Origin of the sequence: Acinetobacter sp. OYA S30, assembly GCF_033599315.1 — a bacterium.
GTDB lineage: Bacteria > Pseudomonadota > Gammaproteobacteria > Pseudomonadales > Moraxellaceae > Acinetobacter > Acinetobacter baumannii.
The window spans coordinates 147190-166683 of the sequence record NZ_JAWVAV010000004.1; the positions used below are offsets into that span (position 1 = coordinate 147190).

Sequence of the window (19494 nt, forward strand, 5' to 3'; positions counted from 1 at the left end):
AAAAAGCCCAACTTATGTTGGGCTTCTTTAATTAATTAGCTTTTGTAGAAGAAAGAAAATATTTTTAAATTTCAACCTTCCAAGCTTTATTGGCAACTAGTTTTCCATTTTTTATATTTAAAACGATATTATAGGCTGCTGCACCACTATTATTAAAAGTATTTAAAATAAAAATATTATTATTTAAGTAATATATTTTAAAATCAGCAAGCTCGTTCTTGTCACCGTCTATACCATTTTTAGGAAAAAAGTATTGCTCTATATCATTTTTACCAATTTCTATTTTCTTATCTTTACTCTTAATAATGATTTTATCAAGTTGTAAAAAATCATTATTAGGTAAAGTACCATCAGTACCAAAGAATTTTTTATTATTAAAATACTTATATTCACCTTTAAAAGTTTTATAAAGTTTAGGATCTAAAATAGCTTTTTTTGCATACACTTCTACTATTATATTTTTATCATTATAAACAGCTTTTTCTCGAGAATATTGAGATAGCTTAATAGAATTGTAACCACTAAAATTATTTACTCTATTTTTATAGACAAATCCAGTTACACCATTGCTTGCATTAACTAAACAAAAATTATTTGTCTCTTCATCCATCACACAAGAAACAATTTCATTATTATTTAATTTGGACGTAACTTTAGAATTTAAACTTGAATTTCCTCGTACATTAACGTACCCATCCTTATCTTGAATAAAACCAAAGTCAGCATATGAAGATACTATAGGACCAATCATTAGAAAAGTAAAAATTATAAACTTAAGTTGTTTCTTCATTTAGGATAAGTTCCTTTACTATCTCGAATATATTTGATCTTTATTTTAGGATATTGCTTTTTAAATTCTGTAATTTTTTTTGCCAAATTTTCAACATCTATATTTTGTGCTCTTGTGCATCCCATAGTGACTCTCCAACCTTGTTTCTCAGCATATGGATCACTTAAACCGCTTCCCCCGCCATGTACCCATCTTGCACGGCTATCTGTGGTCATAATTTTTGTAGTTCCATAGGCAGCTCCCAACTTACTATTTCGCCTTCCTCCAGCAATATATGTATAGAAACCACTAAAAGGGCCATCTGCATTTTTTTTAGATTTACTTGATACTCTACTACCAGTTTTAAAACTGTATAATTTATTACCTAAGTGATCATAAAAAACTGTATAACCGACCTTTGGTGCATCATGTGGTCCATATTCAGTATCTTGAAATGTATAAATAACAGCCATACCATCTGTTACATCTACTTTTACAGTCTTATTATTCCCGTTTGATTGTGTTTTATTTTGTTCTATAACAGGTTTAGTTTGTTTTTTAGGCTTTACAGCTTCAGCACTTACCGGTGTTCTCAACTCTATTAAATTTGATTTACTTTTACTAGTTGTATTACTAGAACTACCTTTAGGCTTAGCTGTATGATTTTTGGAAAATGTTATTAAATCTAAATTTATATTATCTAATCCTAAAGAACCAAAAATATCCTTTAAAGCGCTATTAGATGGTTTATGTCTTAGGAATTTATGTACTCTAAGTTCTTGTCCAATGGCTATTCTATTAATATTTTTTAAATTATTATCCTTGGCAAGCTGCTCAACAGTAGTGCCATTTCTTTTTGCAATACTTTCTAAAGTATCTCCTTGCTTTACTATATATTTTACATCAGAGTTTACTTTAAGTTGTTGCCCAATAGATATTTTATTTTTATCTTTTAAATTATTATCCTTGGCAAGCTGCTCGACACTAGTACCATTTCTTTTTGCAATCTTTTCTAAAGTATCTCCCTTTTTAACTACATAATTCCCCGCTGATTTTGTATTAATTAATTTCTTAAAATTATCTGGTAATAAAAGAGTAATAATTTCGTCTCCAATTCTCGAATGAACTGGAGATGACTCACCATTGGAATTGGTTTTGCCAAATACTACATTTATCTCTTTCTTTTCATTTCTATTCATTGACAAGTGAGTAGGCTTTTTTCTATCAGGACTCTTAACTGTAGCTATAATATAATTTTTATTTTCAATTGCTTTACCTTCATGATCCGTAAGTTTTAACTTTGTTTCAACTTTTTGTTTTAACAATGCAGTTAATAAAAGTAAATTTTTCTTAAAAACCCGCTCATAAGTATCTATAGCATCTTTTCGCCATTTAAATCTCAATGCGCGTTCTTTTCCTCGGTCATCTTCATAATAACCAGGACCATCATGATGAAGCATATAGATCAATTGCCAATATTTATCATCATTAGGTTTAAAACCCCATTTCAGAGCCAAATTCTTATTAAATAAAAAAGCGACTAAAACACCATAACAACCTATATTTGCATCAAAGACATTTGTTCCGCTCATGTCTATTTCAAAACCTAGTATTGATTTTGATCTTGCTTTAAAAGCATCTGCTGTTGATCTTGTATATTGAGCAAGGCCTGATGCACTTGTGGTTCCAGCAGCTGCATCTGGATTGAAACCAGATTCAGCTAAACAAATTAATAGTGTATAAGCCATTTCTTGATATTCTAGATTAAATCTAGAACATAAAGAAATAATTGTATCAACGATAATTTTGAAGGTTTCCTCATCTACATCGCCTATAACTCTAGAATTACCTTTTAACTTTTTCCCTGTAGGTATAGGTAAATTTACTAATGAGGCATCTATTATTTGTTCCTTAGTATATGCATATCCCTTTTTGGGTTTTAGCAACTGATAAATATCACCCATCACTCATTCCCATAAACTGCATTAGCTGAAATTGCTTTTCCTTTTTTACTATTTTTTAATATTTCTTTATTTCCATTTTTAATTATATTACCTTTAAGATCTAATAATACTGGATTATCCCACAATGATCCTTTACTATGATCCATCATATTTATATCATTAGAGGTAGCTTGATTTAATAAAAGAAAAGAATCTTGATTATTTTTAATACACGCAAAACTAACTAAGCTCCACTTTCCTTCTTCAAGTTTTCCTGAGAAATCATATCCTTGTTTCTCTAATAATTTTTTTTGGTTTTCTGCCATTACTGGTATATTTATTTCTTGTGTATTATTTATTTTAATTACACTACTTTTACACTCTCTGACAATACCACCACTACCTCTATCTTCAAGCCCTTTTTCAGGATCATAACAATAAGAAATTACTTTAACATTAGCTTCACCACATTTTAAATTTTGAGATTCATATTTCTCATATAGAGGAGCACTTTGAGCTACTGTAGCGCAACCACTCATATTAAGAATAAAAATCATCGGTAAACTAATATATATTTTATTCATCTTCATCAACCTCTTTATCAAAATTTACAGGCAACTCTAAATCATCAATTGTTTCATATTCATATGTAGAGTTTGGCTGATACCAAATATCTTGATATAAATCCTCAATAATTTCTAATTTTAAATTTTGGTTATCTTCACCAGAATATCCAGTAACTGTGTTACCATTTTCATCAGTAAATCCTAGAATTTCTTTTCCACTTGGTAGCGTCATCTTATATTTTTGACCGCCTATAGGATTATTATTTTTATCCCTAATATTAAAATTACCGTAATACATACTTGGTAAATTTGGAAAAGAATAATTTATAATAGCACCTGCATCAAATTTATGCTGACCTGCTTTAGCGTGAAATAATCTAGGAGTATTAATAAAAACTCCTTTATCTGAAATAGTTAATTGACTACCACCAGCATTTAATACAATTTCTTTCTGTCCAACTATTTCAATCTTATCTTCAACAGAAAGAATTTTAATATTTTTTCTTGAGAGCATTTCAATGCCCTCTGTTTGAGCTTGCACTTTGATTGGCCCCTTAGCGGCAAACGCACTTAGACCCTTTTGCGCAGCAAACAAACTAATTTTGTCTTGTGCATGCCCAATAATATTTTTCTGAGCACTCAAATTAATTGAACCGCTGGCACTTTCGGCAATATCTTGCGAAGCTTGTAGAATAATATTTTCAGGCGTCGTCAAAGCAATACCATTTGGTGATGCTAACAACATAAGGGCTTGTCTGAAGATCTTACCTTGCTCTTGCTGTTTAGTATCGGAACTGCTTTCTAAACCTTGGGTATAACCCTCCATAAAGCCTTGTAAAGAACTCAATGCTTTAGAAGGTGATACTTCCAATTTACTGCCTTTACTAAAAGTTCCGCACGTACTCATCAAATCAAAGTCTTTAGTCTCGACATTTGCTAAGACTTTCCCGACCTCTTGAATACTTTCAAATGGATTTTTATGAATTCGGTCTTTAATACTTGCGAGTTTTCCTTTAACAATATCAGGGCCATGTTCTTCAACGTTTTCGATAAATGCTTTTAAATTTTCTACTGCATCTTTAGCATCGCTAAAGAAAGAATTAAATTCATCTACAATGCCTTTTGCATTTCCCCCTAGTGCACCGATGTCTTGAATAAAGCCACCGCAGTCTTTTAGGGCATGGATAGGATCGTTATTAATTCCTTCTTTGAATAGGTTTACCGTACTATTTAATGCCTGCCCTGTGGTTTTTAACTCAAGAGACTGGATGAATTTGGGTAAGCGATTAATTACGTTTAAAGCATCAGTTTGTTGCTTGGCTGCAACTTCACTGAGCATTTTCATGCTTTCATAGCCTTGTGAAAGTAAAGATTGTGCTTGTGCAGCCTCTAAATGATCTGCAATCGCTTGCTCTTGTGCATAGGTACTAATGAGCATGCCTTTACCCGCACGCACAGCTCCCCAAGCATCTGTTCTGAGCTCAAAGCCTTCACCACGGCCTTGGCTCGTCTCTTGTTCTTTTGGATGGCTTAAATTACCCAAATTCAGCTGTGTTGCCGCATGACTACTTTGGAGTTGAGTACTGATTTGTCCAGTTGTGTCATCAAAGCGTAATTGGTTGAAGCCACTTCCATTGATTTCCTGACTGCGTATGCCACTTAGCTTTTTAGTATCAGGAAGTTGCCCTTTTACATCGAATTTAGTTGGTGAACGCTGCGCTTCATGGATTCGGCCCGTCACAAATGGACGGTCGATATTGCCATCAAAAAAGTCAATGACAACCACTTCACCAATACGTGGTAAGAAACGTGCACCATAACCTTCTCCTGCCCAAGGAGTCAGTACATCCACCCAAGCCGAGTCGGTATCATTGTCATTACTACCTGCGCCACCATCATGGCCATGATCATCACTACGAGTAAATAGAAAACGTACTTTAATGCGTCCCCATTCATCGACATGAATAGTTTCTCCCTCAGGTCCCACGACTTTCGCTCTTTGTGGGTAAGCAATTGGGCGATGCTGTTCTGGATTGTATTCAGGTGCCGTTTTGATTTGACGGCGTATTAAGGTCAGCTCATTACTTTGACGTTCGATATCATCATAACCATGTTGATCCCAACGACTTTGGGTTAATAACTGGCTAACTTGCTGATGTAAATCTTTAGGTAAGTTATTTTGGTTATAGAAATTTTTGGCAATAATCAGAAACTCTTGATCTGCTCCTTCATGCTGATCAATTTCAGGGTGTTCGCGTAGATTAAACCAATAGCCGACTTGGGTATCGCGCACACTACTGTAGGCTTTAAAGTATTTGGCCCGACTCGCATGCATGTCAGTGAAGTGCTGATTTAATTTTTCTAATTGGCTACTGCTTGAAGCGGTTGCCTGATCTTCCCCTTTTAAATCTTGCATCCAGGCGGGGCTTACGTGCCATGCTTGCTCAAGACTTAAAGTAGCCGAATCAAAGTTATCTGAGTGTGTATGAGTAGTAACAACTGAACCATTACCCTCTTCTTGCGCTAACGCATCGGGCTGCCAACGCTGTACATGTACGGCAGTCGGTTGCAGACTTCGCACTGCAACAAAGCCTGTAATACTATCTTGATATTCGGTTGCGCTACTTCTGTGATAGCGAATACTACGACGCGCTAAAGCTTGGTATTGGTTATTGTCATCAATTAATCTTAGTTTTTGAGCTTGTATTGGTGCAGTAAAATGAGGGACAAAAAGCTCTGATTCATCAATGAGCCAACTAACCCCCTCACTTCGCCACAGACGTGTGAGAAAGTCATAGTCAGTCTCGTTGTGCTGCATAGTGAACGGACGAATATCATAGTTTTGACTTAACCCACCCAAATCAAGACTTAAACTCGCAGCAAACAGTGGACTTTTTTCTTGCCATTCTTTAAATAGAACTTCGGTAATTTCTACGATACTTTTATTCATAAAAACACGACTATTACGGCGTTTGTGCCATAAATTTGTCGCATCTTCTAAAGTCAGCTTATAAAGCGTTAAAGCGCCATCACTTTGTCCATAACTGGCCTCAGTCACAATACCTGTAGTTCGGAACAATTGCCCCGAATCAGTGACCTGATCAACAGCGACTTGAACACCAATAAATTGCTTCAATGCAATTTGGGCATTGGTTGAAAGGCAGATCAATTCTGCCATTAGGCCACCATTTAGCTGATGTTGGCCTTCTATACGTTGTAAGAATACTTGATGATTGAGTAGTTCATTAGAAAATTGTACGTGAATAGCACGTTTCTGAGCATTTAGCCCTATTTTTTCCAAGACACTAAATATATTAAAAAGCATTTTTTTATAATCATAAGGATATATAAACGGCTGCACTTTATAAAAAACAGAACTATCTGTCTACAAAATTATGCGCTATTTCTATCAATTTTTTTATATTTTCACTTATTCGAAAGTTATAAAAAAAGCCCAACTTAAGTTGAGCCTTTTTTAATTACTTTAAACTTACTTTTTAGCCGTCTTAAACACTGGATAAAAACGGAATAACTGCCATAAACAAACCAGTAATAGTAAAAGGAAATAGACCAATGACCAAACTGGTAAAGACTGACCTAAAAAAGTCCAGTCAATTGCCGCACACTCACCTGAGCCAGAAAGTACTTCTTGTAAAACGGTTTTCATTGGTAAAGCATCAATGAGGTAATTTAAACCCGGACCACAGCTTGGTACTTGATCTGGTGGTAAATGCTGTAGCCAAACATGTCGGCCCGCCACTCCCACTGACCATAAAATTGCAACGCCTGCCAAAAATGCATAAAAGCGTTTAATCGCATTGGAAACGGGGTTATGCAAAAACGCAATAAGAGCCACAAAACCCATTGCCATTAAGCCAACACGTTGAAAAATACAGAGCGGACATGGCTCTAACCCTTTTACATGTTCCAAATACAACGCAAAAGACATGCCGACAATGCTTGCCAGAACAAGCAGTCCACTCACCAAACGGTAACTTAATCGCATGTAAAACCTCGTTTTTATCTATATTGTTCAAGATATTGATCAAAACTGATCTGACTATCTTGCTCAAGTTGTTCTTGCTGCTGTAAAGATTGCACAGCCAATTGTTCAAAATATTGCAAAGTCTCTGCACTAATCTCATGCTTTTCATAAGTTTCAGCATGTAACTGTGCCATATGACTACCAAAGCTCCAGGTTCCACCATGCTTTAATGTGTCATCAATCACATGAGCAGATAATGTTTCATCTACTTCATCAATACGTTCTTGCATCACAGCCAAAGCCGAGCTGTATAGATCTGTTGCATAGGTCTGATCGAGTAAGCGAGCACAATCCTGCATTTTAGAAATATGCTGACGTGCCCAATCTTCAATATGGTAAGACCCGTTTAAATCAGTAATGGTTGCGTTTGGTGCTCGACCACGATTAACCACTTCTGTCTGGTTTTTCTCAATCAAATCTTGCTCAGGGCATAACAGTTCAGGACTATCGCTTAATAAACAATAAAGCGCTAATGCCTCAAGGAAACCTGCTGTTGTTTCATTGACGCCAATTGCCGAATATGGATTTACGTCCACTGCACGAAGTTCAACATAACCCACTCCTCGATTTTTCAAGGCCTGAGACGGTGTTTCACCCGCTTGAGGAACTTGTTTTGGACGCACGAGACTGTAATATTCATTCTCGATTTGTAAAACATGATCATTAATTTGCAATGGTTCACCAGAGGCATCATTTAACCCTAAACGGCTAAATGGCGGGTATGGAGAATGTACTGCTTTTTGTAAACCATCCAAATAACCAGTTAAGTTGTTATAGTGAATGCCTAAACTTTTTTGTGCCGAGTTTTGGTAGCCTAAACGTCCCATACGCAGAGCTGTAGCATACGGTAAATAATATGACCCTTTGATTAAAGGCAACAAATGATGTTCATGACCCGTCAGAAAACAACGGCAAACCGATGGGCTCGCTCCCACTAAAAACATAACCAGTGGCGTTAAACGAATAAAGTTACGGATAAGTCCAAAATAGCGATGACTACGATAATCTTGCAGACTAAGTGCTTTTAATTTTTCGTCAGTTTCATGTGCCTGCAAAGCAGAAAAAAGAGAATCAGGGAAAGATAAATTATAGTGTACGCCCGAAATCGTCTGCATACGGCGACCATAACGAATACCTAAACCACGGCGATAAAGCGTCTTGAAACGGCCAATATTAGAAGTGCCATATTGAGCTAGACGAATACGTTCTTCATTGTCATCTAGCATACATGGCATAGACAACGGCCAGAGCTTTTCACCATTTTCTAAATGACGGTGCACAACCGCATGAATATCGGTGAGCTCATGCAAGGCATCACCAATGGTTGGCTGTGGTGAAGTAATAAACTCCATCAACGCTTCAGAATAATCTGTGGTGATTTTCGGATGTGTTAAAGCTGAACCTAATGCCTTTGGATGTAACTCTTGTGATAAGAACCCATTACTTTGCATACGTAGGCTTTCACGTTCTATTCCACGTAACATGCCTTGTAGTAGCGACGAATCCACCCAAGCAGGAATAACTGATTGAGATGGTGTAGTGGGTTGACTCATGCATTTGCTCGCTTATAAAAGATCACTATATACAAAATCGTGACATGATACGGCTATTGATATGATCACATCATTTCAGTTTGGCAATTTTTATCACAATCTTGTTATTTAAGACACGAAAGAATTGTGATTTTATTGAAGAATAATTGCTAAAGAGTTGTCAATATCATGAACGATCAAGACATTTTAAACTTCTGGTTTTCACCTGAACACCGTTCACTCTGGTTTGCAAAAAGTGAGGATTTTGACGCAAAAATTCGTGATCAATTTGCAGACGTTCATCGACAGGCAACTCGAGCAGAACTTTGGTCTTGGCGGAAAACACCAGAAGGTCGTCTTGCAGAGATTATTGTGCTAGATCAGTTTTCTCGCAACATTTATCGTGATCAACCCGAATCTTTTGCTTATGACGGACTTGCTTTAGCCTTGTCACAAGAAGCAATTAGTTTGCAACTCGATGCACAACTTAACCCAGAACAGCGCTCGTTTTTGTACATGCCATTTATGCATAGTGAATCGAAGCTAATTCATGAGTTTGCTTTAAAATTATTTCAACGCCTCGGCAATGAAATTAATTTAAGCTTTGAGAAAAAACATAAAGTGATTATAGATCGCTTTGGACGTTATCCTCATCGCAATGCCATCCTTGGACGTGTCTCAACACCAGAGGAAACCGAATTTTTATTAGAACCGAACAGTAGTTTTTAAGACTTCTCTATTTTTAATGCTGACGCATCCATTCTTTTATGCTCAGCTGGGAGTTCACCATGAAATATCTCTCTCTTTGTTTAGCTTTAGGCACTGCCATAACTTTAAGTGCTTGTTCAACTGTACCCAGCAAACCAAAAACTTTCGATCAGCTTGGCCAGTTTTCGGCCTATCCCTTAAATGCTCAAACGTTTCGAATCAGCTTTCAGGCTGATCCAAACATGAGCTATGGAGCAGCCGAAGAAATCACTTTGGTGAAATCAGCACAGACTACAGTACAAAAAGGTTTCCGCTTTTTTAAAGTGCTCAACGACCCAAGTAATCAAAGCCAAAAGCCACCGCGTCAAGCTGTAGTTTACCCATCTGCACCAAGCTTTTACCCGTATGGTTACTACCGCCGCTATCCGGGTTTCTGGCATGATCCGTTCTATGATTTCCCACAAGTGGTCAATATCGACCCTGTTCAAGTGTCGTATACTATTGAATGTTATCGGGATCAAAAGCAGGCTCCTCAAGATGCCTTTGATGCAACGTTAATTCTCAAATCTATCGGACAAAAATATGGTTTAAGCCCGACAGGAGAATTGTTGCCGCCACCTGAGCCGCCAGTAAAACAAAAATGAATAGGATGACCGTATGAATATGGCAGAAGAAGTACACCATGCACCCAATCTGAAGCGCAGCAAATATTTCGCTACGATGGCACTTATTATTGTGGTGGTGCTGTGGATTGGGTTATTGATCGCCAATCGCTTTCTGCCAGAGTACACAGACTTAATTCATATTTTAATGCTAGGTGCCGAAGCTGGTGTAGTGGGTGGACTAGCAGATTGGTATGCGATTACCGTTCTGTTTCGAAACCCATTTGGTAAGCTTCCCATCCCTAAGTTTTTGCGTGATCATACCGAAATTATTCCACGTAATAAGGCACGTATTGCCGAATCAATGGGTCGATTTGTGCAAGAAAACTTCCTGTCGCCTCAGGTGGTCGAACGAAGCCTAGAAAAAACCGATTTAAGTCTTGCCATTGGCCAATGGCTTGCTAGTCCACAAAACAATACTCAAGTGGTACAACTCATTCAGCAAACTGTACCTAAAGTTTTTGAATTTGTTAGCCAAGAACAAATTGCCAATTTCGTGCAAAACAACAGTGTGCAATGGGTGCGTAACACTCAAGTCAATAAACTTGCGAGTGAAATGCTGCGTGCAGTATTGGAAAATGATTTCCACCAAGATGTACTGCAACGTGGTCTCGATATCGCGCATGAGTGGGTGGTACAAAATCCGGATAAAACTCGCGAATTGACAAGAAAAATGTTTAAAGCGCTGGGTGTCTGGTCTCTTGCAAAAGGTGCAAGCTGGATCGGTATTGATGTTCAGCAGCGCACCATTGATTCATTGGTTGAAAAAGTAGAATCAATGCTGGCTGACCATGAACACCCATGGCGACAGGAAATTGAAACTATTGCCCACTCGCTCATGCTGGAGTTGGCAAACCCTGAGAGTATTGCCAGCCAACGTCTAAATAGTGGCAAAGATGCGTTGCTAGATAGTCCTCAAGTTCTAAATTTCATTAGTGGTGCTGTCACTATTTTATGCGATGCCATTAAAGAAGATTTAATGAAAGAAGACTCTGGTATTGCAATGAACCTCAGAGCTGCCATTCAGCAGTTGGGTGAAAACCTTGTCCAAAATGTAAAAGTACGTGAAGTTCTCAACAAAGAAATGACAGGACTTGCCATGAACTTTACGGACCAATATAGCCATAAAATCATACGCTATGTGAGTGAGCGCATTCATGAGTGGGACTCACGTGAAATGATTGGAAAAATTGAAAACGAAGTCGGTGGCGACTTACACATGATTCGTGTGAATGGCGTTGTGGTAGGTGCATTTATCGGCTTAACTCTAGGTGTAATACGAGCAGCGATTGAATCAATTTTATAACGTTAATAATTTCCTTAAGAGAACAATATGCTACAGCTTCAGTCCAAATTGCCCGCACAAGGGGTGACTATTTTTAGTACAATGACGGCAATGGCACAGCGCTTGGGTGCACTTAACCTTTCACAGGGTTTCCCGGATTTTCCTGCACCCCCTGCTTTGCTCGAAGCCCTATCTCAGGCAACTTTGGCTGGACACAATCAGTACCCACCTGGTGATGGCATTCTCGCACTGCGTGAACAGCTCGCTTTACAATTTCAACAACGTGATCATCTTCAACTTGATCCTGTAACTCAAATCACGATTACGCCCGGTGCAACCATAGCAATTTTCTGTGCCATACAAGCCTGCATCAACACAGGTGATGAAGTCATTATTTTTGACCCGAGTTATGACAGCTATGGACCTTCTGTCGAGTTAGCAGGTGGTAAAGCGGTGCATATTGCCTTGCAAGCACCTGACTTTAAGGTGAACTGGCAACAAGTTAAAGATCGAATTAACGATAAAACCCGTATGATTGTGGTAAATACTCCCCACAATCCAACAGGTACAATCTGGTCCAAACAAGACTGGTTAGAACTCATTGAACTAATTCAGGATAAAAATATTGTAGTTTTATCTGATGAAGTCTACGAACACTTAGTTTTTGATGGTCAACAGCACTTTAGCGCGTTGCATTTCCCTGAGCTCAGAGAACGTAGTTTTGTGATTGGTTCTTTTGGAAAAACCTTCCATGTCACAGGCTGGAAAACCGGTTACTGTGTTGCTTCACCTGATTTAATGCGTTTGTTCCGCCAGATTTATCAATATGTTAATTTCTGTGGCACAACACCATGTCAGATTGCACTTGCGCAATATATGCAGCAACACCCAGAACATATTCAGGAACTTTCACAGTTTTATCAGACTAAACGAGACCGATTTAATCAGGCGATCCACAATAGCCGTTTTTTGCTTAAACCATCGCAAGGAACTTATTTCCAAAACCTTGATTACAGCCAGATTAGACCTGACTTAAACGATGTGGAAATGTGCCAGTTTCTTGCCGAGCAACATAAGATTGTGGCTATTCCTGTTTCGGTGTTTTACCAACAAGCCCCAGAGTCTTTACGCCTAATACGGTTCTGCTTTGCAAAAAATGATGAAACACTGCAAAAAGCAGGAGAAATTCTGAATCAATGTTAATAAATTTAGTCACTTAGCATTGTAAAAATACTACAAGAAGTTCCCTACAATTATGCTAAGTTGAATATCCGACCCGCTCATCAGAGAGATGGGCGATGGAGAATACATGCCACCAAGACAGTCTTTAATTCATCAGCAAAATCTTTGGAAAACATTTTTTGTTTTCTTATTGCCCCTGATTGCAACCAATATCTTGCAAAACCTGTCCGGTACCATTAACACCATCTTTGTTGGACAAATGATGGGGGTCGATGCCATCGCTGCAGTTTCTGTATATTTCCCCATTTTGTTTTTACTGCTTGCGTTTATTATCGGTATTTCAACGGGTACTACTGTTTTAGTGGGACAGGCTTGGGGTGCACAAGACATAGAAAAGGTTCAAAGTGTGGTGGGTTCTACCCTATTTATGACCATCATTGGCGGTATCATTACCGCAATCATTGGTGTGTTTTTTGCCCACGACATTTTAGAACTTTTAGGTACGGACCCGAAGGTGATGCACCTCTCTTTGCCTTATGTGCAATGGATGTTAGCAGGTAGTCCTCTTCTCTTTGTTTATATTATCTATACCTCAATTTTACGCGGTGTAGGAGACAGTACTACCCCTTTACTTGCACTGGCTTTAACCAGCGTGATCGGCGTAATTATTACGCCAATTCTGCTGAAAGGTTATTTTGGCTTTCCTGCCCTCGGTATTATTGCACCAGCTATAGCATCAATTATTAGTTATATTGCTATCTTAATTTTTCTTGCGATTTATCTAAATAAGAAAAAGCATCCACTTCGGCCAAATCGTCAGCTTTTGCAACATATCCGTCATAATTCGGCATTAAGTAAAATCATTTTACGCCTAGGTGTTCCAACCGGTATTCAAATGATTACCACTTCAATGGCCGGTTTAGTCATTGTGGGTTTAGTGAACCGTTTCGGAGCTCATGCCACAGCTGCGTATGGTGCCGTGAATCAGGTACTCAACTATATTCAATTTCCAGCGATTTCGATCTCCATCGCGGCTTCAATCTTTGCAGCACAAGCGATTGGTGCTGGTAAGTCGGACCTACTCGCACGTGTTACACGCACTGCTTTGGGAATGAACTTTTTATTTACAGGTACCTTAATTGCACTTGGCTATCTATTTTCAAAATATTTGATGGCTTTATTCATCACAGATCCAACTGTGGTGGTGTTAGGGCAACAGCTTTTATTTATTGTACTTTGGGCAATTTTATTCTTTGGTGCAGGTGCCATTTTTGCATCAATTATGCGTGCCAGTGGGACTGTAACCGTACCAATGCTGATTAACATCTCTGCCATTTTATTTATTGAAATGCCATGCGCTTACTGGTTTAGTTCGATGTGGGGGCTTAAAGGCATTTGGGTCGCCTATGCCTTGGCATTTATCAGTTTATGTATTATTCAAGGCTTGTATTATCAATTTATCTGGAAGAAAAAGAAGATCAAAGTTCTTATTTAGAATGCATTAAACCTTATAAAAAAGCCATCAATTGATGGCTTTTTTCTTTTAAACCTTATTTCATCCATTTGGTTACAATGGTTGAAGCACGTTGATATCCCGTTGGGAATAAACGCTGGAATGCATCCAGAATTTTTGCATCGCTACCGATGAGTAAACGGCGTTTATTTTTCAAAACTGCATCTAAAATTTGACGAGCTGCTTCCTCTGGTGGGGTACGCAATAACTTGTCAAAGTTTTGAATCGATTTAGTTGGGTCCATACCCAAGCTACTCAAGCTATCACTCATTTTTGCAGCTTTAGCGATATTAGTACGAATACCGCCCGGATGTACACATAGCGAACTTACGCCGCATTTTTCAATATCTAACTCTTGACGCAATGACTCAGTAAAACCACGTACCGCAAATTTGGTCGCGTTATAGCCAGACTGGGTTGGCTGAGCCGTTAAACCAAATAAGCTGGAAATATTAATAATATGGCCATCTTGTGTTTGCTTAATGAACGGTAAGAATTCTTTAGTACCGTAAACCACGCCCCAGAAGTTAATTCCCACAATCCACTCTAAATCTTCGTAAGTCGCGCCTTCTACAGTTGAGCCTAAAGCTACACCAGCATTGTTAAAAATCAGGTTAACACAGCCATGATCTTGAACAGTTTCCTGTGCCCACTGCTTTACAGCCTCACGGTCAGAAACATCTAACTTCTTGGTTGTTACAGTAATGTTACTGTAGGGTTTTAATAGCTCAACAGTTTTCTCTAAGCCCTTTTCATTAATGTCACTTAATGAAAGATGGCAGCCCTGCTTTGCCAGAAGAATTGCTAATTGTTGCCCAATGCCAGAACCCGCACCCGTAATTGCAGCGACTTTGTTTTTAAAATTTTTCATTGTCCATCCTTTGTTTTTCGATTTGCACAACTGGTTCATTGCATGTGCAATTTAGACTCTTTCAATATAATTTTGACAATATACATTGTCAATATAGTACACTGTAATTTCAGATAGATTGGCACAATTCTGCTGACGGCTTTATCATAGGGCTCATATTTGCCGAAAAACCGATAAATTAGGAAACCATTTATTTATGGCGACAAACGACTCAACCAGTAAAAAGAAAACAAAAACTGTGAGTAAAGAACGTCAGTTCAAAGGGTTATCTCTGTCTGAGCGCAAAGAGGCACGCCGCGAAAAACTCATTGAAGCCGGTATTGCAACTTATGGAACCCTTGGCTTTTTTTCCGTGACGGTAAAAGATGTCTGCCAAGAAGCAAAACTCACCGAACGTTATTTTTATGAATCATTTAAAAAGAGTGAAGATTTATTCCAGACTATCTTTTTAAAAATGATTGAAGAATTACAGCAAAACTTGATGCAAGCCGTCATTAAAGCGGCTCCAGACCCTGAGCAAATGGTCGATGCTGGTTTACGTGCTCTACTGAGTACTTTAAAAGACGACCCTCGTTTGGCTCGTATTGTGTATGTCGATGCAATTTTGGTCCAAGAATTACATAATCAAGCCACCATTCAGGAAACTCTCGCCCAGTTTGATCGTATGATTCAAGCTTTTGTGATGCTAACCATGCCGCAAATCCAGCATAACGAAAATGAACTCTCATTAATCGCTACTGGTTTAAATGGATATGTGACACAAATTGCCGTTCGATGGGTAATGGGTGGGTTTAAGCAGTCTCTAGAGCAAGTTTTAGCAGCCTGCCGTATTGTTTTTTTAGCTTTGCTCGCGAAAGTTTCAAAATAATATTAAAGTTTTTTGACATTGTTTTTGTTGTAAAAACTTCGTTTGAGATAAGCTTGTAACACACTGAATGGTTTTAAGAAAATTTATACCTACCTGTCATCATTTGGTCATGCGCTTGCCGTATTTTTGTCACAAATTATTGCTAAATTCGATTTTATAGACTTTTCTGCAATGAAATTGTCATAATTAATCTTTGTAATAAGCCTGTCATAACTACAAAACGGTTCACCGTTAAAATCTACAAGGTATTACGCTGTGAAAGATGACTATATTTTAATTGTCGATGATGAGCTTCCTATCCGCGAAATGATCCATACCTCTTTGGACATGGCAGGCTTTCAGTGTTTACAGGCAGAAGATGCCAAACAGGCTCATCAAATTATCGTCGACCAACGTCCGGCGCTTATCTTGCTCGATTGGATGTTACCCGGGGGCGTAAGTGGGGTCGACTTATGTCGCCGTTTAAAACGTGATGAAAACTTAGCAGAAATTCCAGTCATTATGTTGACCGCTCGCGGTGAAGAAGACCACAAAGTACAAGGTCTGGATGCTGGTGCAGATGACTATATGACCAAACCATTTTCAACCCGTGAATTGGTTTCTCGTATTAAAGCTGTTCTACGCCGCGCAAATGCATTAAGCGGTGAAAAAACAATTGATGCCAATGGTTTAATTCTTGATCCTGTAAGCCAACGCGTAAGCTTTGGTAATAGTATTTTAGATATGGGACCAACAGAATACCGTCTGCTTGCATTTTTTATGACCCATCCGGAACGTGCCTATACACGTGCCCAGTTGCTCGATCAGGTGTGGGGCGGTAATGTATACATCGAAGACCGTACTATCGATGTGCATATCCGTCGTTTGCGTAAAGTCTTAGAACCTTTTGGTGTAGATCGATTTGTTCAGACTGTACGTGGTACAGGTTATCGTTTCTCAACACGTGCAGATTTAGCCGCAGGTTAACCAAAATTTATGTATGAACCCTACCCCGTCCCCGAACAGGTACGTGAACAAAAGCTTTCCCGCTACAGTAGTTTATGGACGTTTGCTAAACAAGATTTACGACTTTTATTATTTTTCCTGATTATTGCAGGTTTAGTCGGTTTAGGAATTGGGTATTTCTGGAGCTGTATTTTTATTGCCTTTGTGGTGTTTTTTACACTTCAGTTGCGTTCTTTATATTTGGTCAATGACTGGATTGCCAATAATCCATACGATGTCCCTCCGAACCTCAACGGAATTTGGGGGGCATTATTATTTAACGTTTACCGTGCCCAGCGCCAAGAACGTATTGTTCAAGCGGAAATGGTAGGACTTATTGACCGCGCTCAATCTTCATTAGTTGCACTTGCCGAAGCGGTAGTCTTGATTGATGATCAACATCAAATTGAATGGTGGAACCCAGCCGCAGAGCGTTTACTAGGAATTAGTCCACTTGACCGTGGTCGTAACTTATTAACCATTTTGCGCCAGCCAACTTTTATTGAATATTTTAACAATATCGATCAGGCACCTGATGGGATTAAGCTCCATTCAAATCTTGATGATGACCGTTATGTACAGGTTAAGCTCACACGATTTGGTGGGGAAAGCCGCTTACTTGTGGCATACGATGTGACTCGTATGCACAATCTTGAGCAAATGCGTAAAGACTTCGTCGATAATATTTCACATGAACTGCGCACACCATTAACCGTCCTGAGTGGTTATATCGAAACATTTACCGACCAAGAAGATATTAACCCGCGCTGGAAACGTGCATTTGACCAGATGCAATCTCAAACCAAACGTATGAATGCGTTGGTTAATGATTTACTACTGTTATCAAATTTAGAAAATAATAAGAAAATCGCAAAAAATCAGATTATTGAAATGCCGAGCTTAATGAATCAATTATTTGATGATGCGCAGGCCTACAATGCCGATTATGGGCATACACTCAATTTACATATTGATAGCCACTGTGACCTCATCGGTTCAGACATGGAAATTGCCAGCGCATTTAGTAATTTAATTACCAATGCCATTAAGTACACACCAAAAGGTGGAACCATTACCATTGGCTGGCACGATGACGGTGAGCATGCTTACTTTAGCGTACAAGATACCGGTATCGGCATTAACCCTAAACATTTGCCGCGTCTGACTGAACGCTTCTATCGTGTGGACAGCGACCGTAGTCGTCAAACCGGTGGAACTGGTTTAGGCTTGGCGATTGTAAAACATGTACTCATGCAACACGGCGCCTACTTAGACGTGCAATCTAAAGAAAATGAAGGATCAACCTTTACCGCAGTTTTTCCAAAAGAAAGACTCTATAACATGACCTAAAATCATCTTTTTTCAAATATAAAAAGCCGACTTATGAAAAGTCGGCTTTTTTGTAGCATTTAAACCTATTTATTTAAAATTTGAACAATAAGATTTCGCCTGTTTTTTCTCTATGACATTTAAAAAGTGAGTGGCAAAAGTATGACTCTGACGTAGTGCATCGCGATGATCTCCACCATCAATTGTTTGATAAATGGTTGGTTTTTTTAATTTACATAGCTGTTGGTAATAAGCGTATGTTCCTCTAGGGTCGACTAAATGATCTTTAGTACCTTGAACAATCATTAACGGTACAGTCGGTACCATGTTTTCAATTGACTGTTCTTTAAGATAAGTCAAAAGAGGTTTTAAATCTGTATTAGGTCGAAATATGTTAGAAGGAGATTTTTTCAAATCAGATTGAAGTTCAGATAAACAGCGGCTACGTGCTTGAGTCAGCACATTGCCCATTTCTGGACTGACTAAATTTTCAGGAATAATACTTGGCTCTGCTGCTTGCGCTCCCAATAACACAATTGGGAAAAATGCTGCCACACTTGGTTCTGGACTCGGATTAGTTTTCACATATTCTGCAATGCCTTCATATTGATAGCCACCTGGCGCAAGAGCAATTGCCCCTTTTAAATCTAGTTCGGGAGCATCTTTTTGACCATAAGCCGCCACGGTAATAGCAGCAGCACCGCCTTGGCTATGCCCCATCACCAACCACTGTTTATTAAAATCTTTTGGCTTAAGCATATGTAACGCCCGCACTGCATCTACTACTGTATGCAATTGGCTCTTTGCATTCATATAAGGATGTGCACCTAAAGTACCCAGACCTTGATAATCAGGTGCGACTACTGCATAGCCTCGTGCAAGCCAACCATCTAACGCTTTTGAAGCAACTTCCTGATATGAATGAACTGGTCCACCGGCATAATCACCCGAAGGTGCACAAGTATCGGCTACTCCTGTCGTACCATGCGCCCAAGCTAGTACGGGCCAGCCATTTTTTGGTGGTGTTCCTTTCGGTAATAAAATAAACGCTGAGGCAACGATAGGCTCGTTATTCACACCTCGACTACGATAATTTACTAATAAGCGCTGATCTGCATGAGGAAATAAATCCGTCACATCTTGTTGTGCTATAGAAAGTATTGAGCCCGGTTTTTCACTCACAATTTGCTTACTCAAATCTGTAATTGGAGCAGCCATAGCAGAACCAGATATCAAA

Annotated in this window: 16 protein-coding genes; 8 read left to right on the plus strand and 8 right to left on the minus strand. The window is 38.6% G+C overall.

All coding sequences use genetic code 11. From position 1 onward, the window contains the following. Window positions 1-64: 64 nt before the first annotated feature. The 6 genes from R5R67_RS03705 to gshA all read right to left on the minus strand — a co-directional run bounded on the left by R5R67_RS03705 (window position 65) and on the right by gshA (window position 8876). Window positions 65-790: an SH3 domain-containing protein gene (locus R5R67_RS03705; protein ID WP_000744395.1), complete on the minus strand. Its 726-nt coding sequence runs from the start codon at window positions 788-790 to the stop codon at window positions 65-67. Continuing rightward, window positions 787-2733 (minus strand): LysM peptidoglycan-binding domain-containing protein, encoded by a 1947-nt coding sequence (locus R5R67_RS03710; RefSeq protein WP_000502517.1) that lies wholly within the window; start codon window positions 2731-2733, stop codon window positions 787-789. The genes R5R67_RS03705 and R5R67_RS03710 overlap by 4 nt, the downstream gene beginning before the upstream one ends. Next, window positions 2733-3296, minus strand: coding sequence for a hypothetical protein (locus tag R5R67_RS03715; RefSeq protein ID WP_002040406.1), 564 nt, complete (start codon window positions 3294-3296; stop codon window positions 2733-2735). The genes R5R67_RS03710 and R5R67_RS03715 overlap by 1 nt, the downstream gene beginning before the upstream one ends. After that, window positions 3289-6603 (minus strand): type VI secretion system Vgr family protein, encoded by a 3315-nt coding sequence (locus R5R67_RS03720; protein WP_000898349.1) that lies wholly within the window; start codon window positions 6601-6603, stop codon window positions 3289-3291. Before R5R67_RS03720 ends, R5R67_RS03715 begins: the two co-directional genes overlap by 8 nt. Before the next feature lie 165 nt (window positions 6604-6768). Further along, a complete protein-coding gene (locus R5R67_RS03725; protein ID WP_001240041.1) occupies window positions 6769-7284 on the minus strand; it encodes a disulfide bond formation protein B in 516 nt (171 codons plus the stop codon). A gap of 14 nt (window positions 7285-7298) precedes the next feature. Beyond that, window positions 7299-8876, minus strand: a complete 1578-nt coding sequence (gshA, locus tag R5R67_RS03730; RefSeq protein WP_000082281.1) for a glutamate--cysteine ligase — start codon at window positions 8874-8876, stop codon at window positions 7299-7301. A gap of 168 nt (window positions 8877-9044) precedes the next feature. Here gshA and R5R67_RS03735 point away from each other — a divergent pair, with 168 nt between their 5' ends. The 5 genes from R5R67_RS03735 to R5R67_RS03755 all read left to right on the plus strand — a co-directional run bounded on the left by R5R67_RS03735 (window position 9045) and on the right by R5R67_RS03755 (window position 14187). Continuing rightward, window positions 9045-9584, plus strand: a complete 540-nt coding sequence (locus tag R5R67_RS03735; protein ID WP_000999587.1) for a DUF924 family protein — start codon at window positions 9045-9047, stop codon at window positions 9582-9584. A gap of 59 nt (window positions 9585-9643) precedes the next feature. After that, window positions 9644-10207, plus strand: a complete 564-nt coding sequence (locus R5R67_RS03740) for a CC0125/CC1285 family lipoprotein (protein ID WP_000876371.1) — start codon at window positions 9644-9646, stop codon at window positions 10205-10207. A 13-nt stretch (window positions 10208-10220) separates the two neighbouring features. Further along, window positions 10221-11531 carry a DUF445 domain-containing protein gene (locus R5R67_RS03745; protein WP_001055481.1) on the plus strand — a complete coding sequence of 437 codons (1311 nt, stop codon included), beginning with the start codon at window positions 10221-10223 and terminating at the stop codon, window positions 11529-11531. Between the two features lie 27 nt (window positions 11532-11558). After that, complete coding sequence (locus tag R5R67_RS03750; protein ID WP_000939856.1) at window positions 11559-12713, plus strand: pyridoxal phosphate-dependent aminotransferase; 1155 nt, start codon at window positions 11559-11561, stop codon at window positions 12711-12713. A gap of 106 nt (window positions 12714-12819) precedes the next feature. Further along, window positions 12820-14187, plus strand: a complete 1368-nt coding sequence (locus tag R5R67_RS03755) for an MATE family efflux transporter (RefSeq protein WP_001135125.1) — start codon at window positions 12820-12822, stop codon at window positions 14185-14187. Between the two features lie 55 nt (window positions 14188-14242). On the opposite strand, the gene R5R67_RS03760 is transcribed toward R5R67_RS03755, so the two are convergent. Continuing rightward, window positions 14243-15076, minus strand: a complete 834-nt coding sequence (locus R5R67_RS03760; protein ID WP_000787753.1) for an SDR family NAD(P)-dependent oxidoreductase — start codon at window positions 15074-15076, stop codon at window positions 14243-14245. A gap of 196 nt (window positions 15077-15272) precedes the next feature. On the opposite strand from R5R67_RS03760, the gene R5R67_RS03765 reads away from it, so the two are divergent. From R5R67_RS03765 to phoR, 3 genes are all read left to right on the plus strand, one after another. Then, on the plus strand, window positions 15273-15944 hold the full coding sequence (locus R5R67_RS03765; RefSeq protein WP_000224581.1) for a TetR/AcrR family transcriptional regulator: 672 nt from the start codon (window positions 15273-15275) through the stop codon (window positions 15942-15944). A 255-nt stretch (window positions 15945-16199) separates the two neighbouring features. Continuing rightward, a complete protein-coding gene (gene phoB / locus R5R67_RS03770; RefSeq protein WP_000650776.1) occupies window positions 16200-16910 on the plus strand; it encodes a phosphate regulon transcriptional regulator PhoB in 711 nt (236 codons plus the stop codon). Between the two features lie 9 nt (window positions 16911-16919). After that, window positions 16920-18278, plus strand: coding sequence for a phosphate regulon sensor histidine kinase PhoR (gene phoR / locus R5R67_RS03775; RefSeq protein ID WP_000273191.1), 1359 nt, complete (start codon window positions 16920-16922; stop codon window positions 18276-18278). Window positions 18279-18347: 69 nt separating this feature from the next. On the opposite strand, the gene R5R67_RS03780 is transcribed toward phoR, so the two are convergent. After that, on the minus strand, window positions 18348-19493 hold the full coding sequence (locus tag R5R67_RS03780; protein ID WP_318754756.1) for an alpha/beta fold hydrolase: 1146 nt from the start codon (window positions 19491-19493) through the stop codon (window positions 18348-18350). Between the last annotated feature and the right edge of the window lies 1 nt (window position 19494).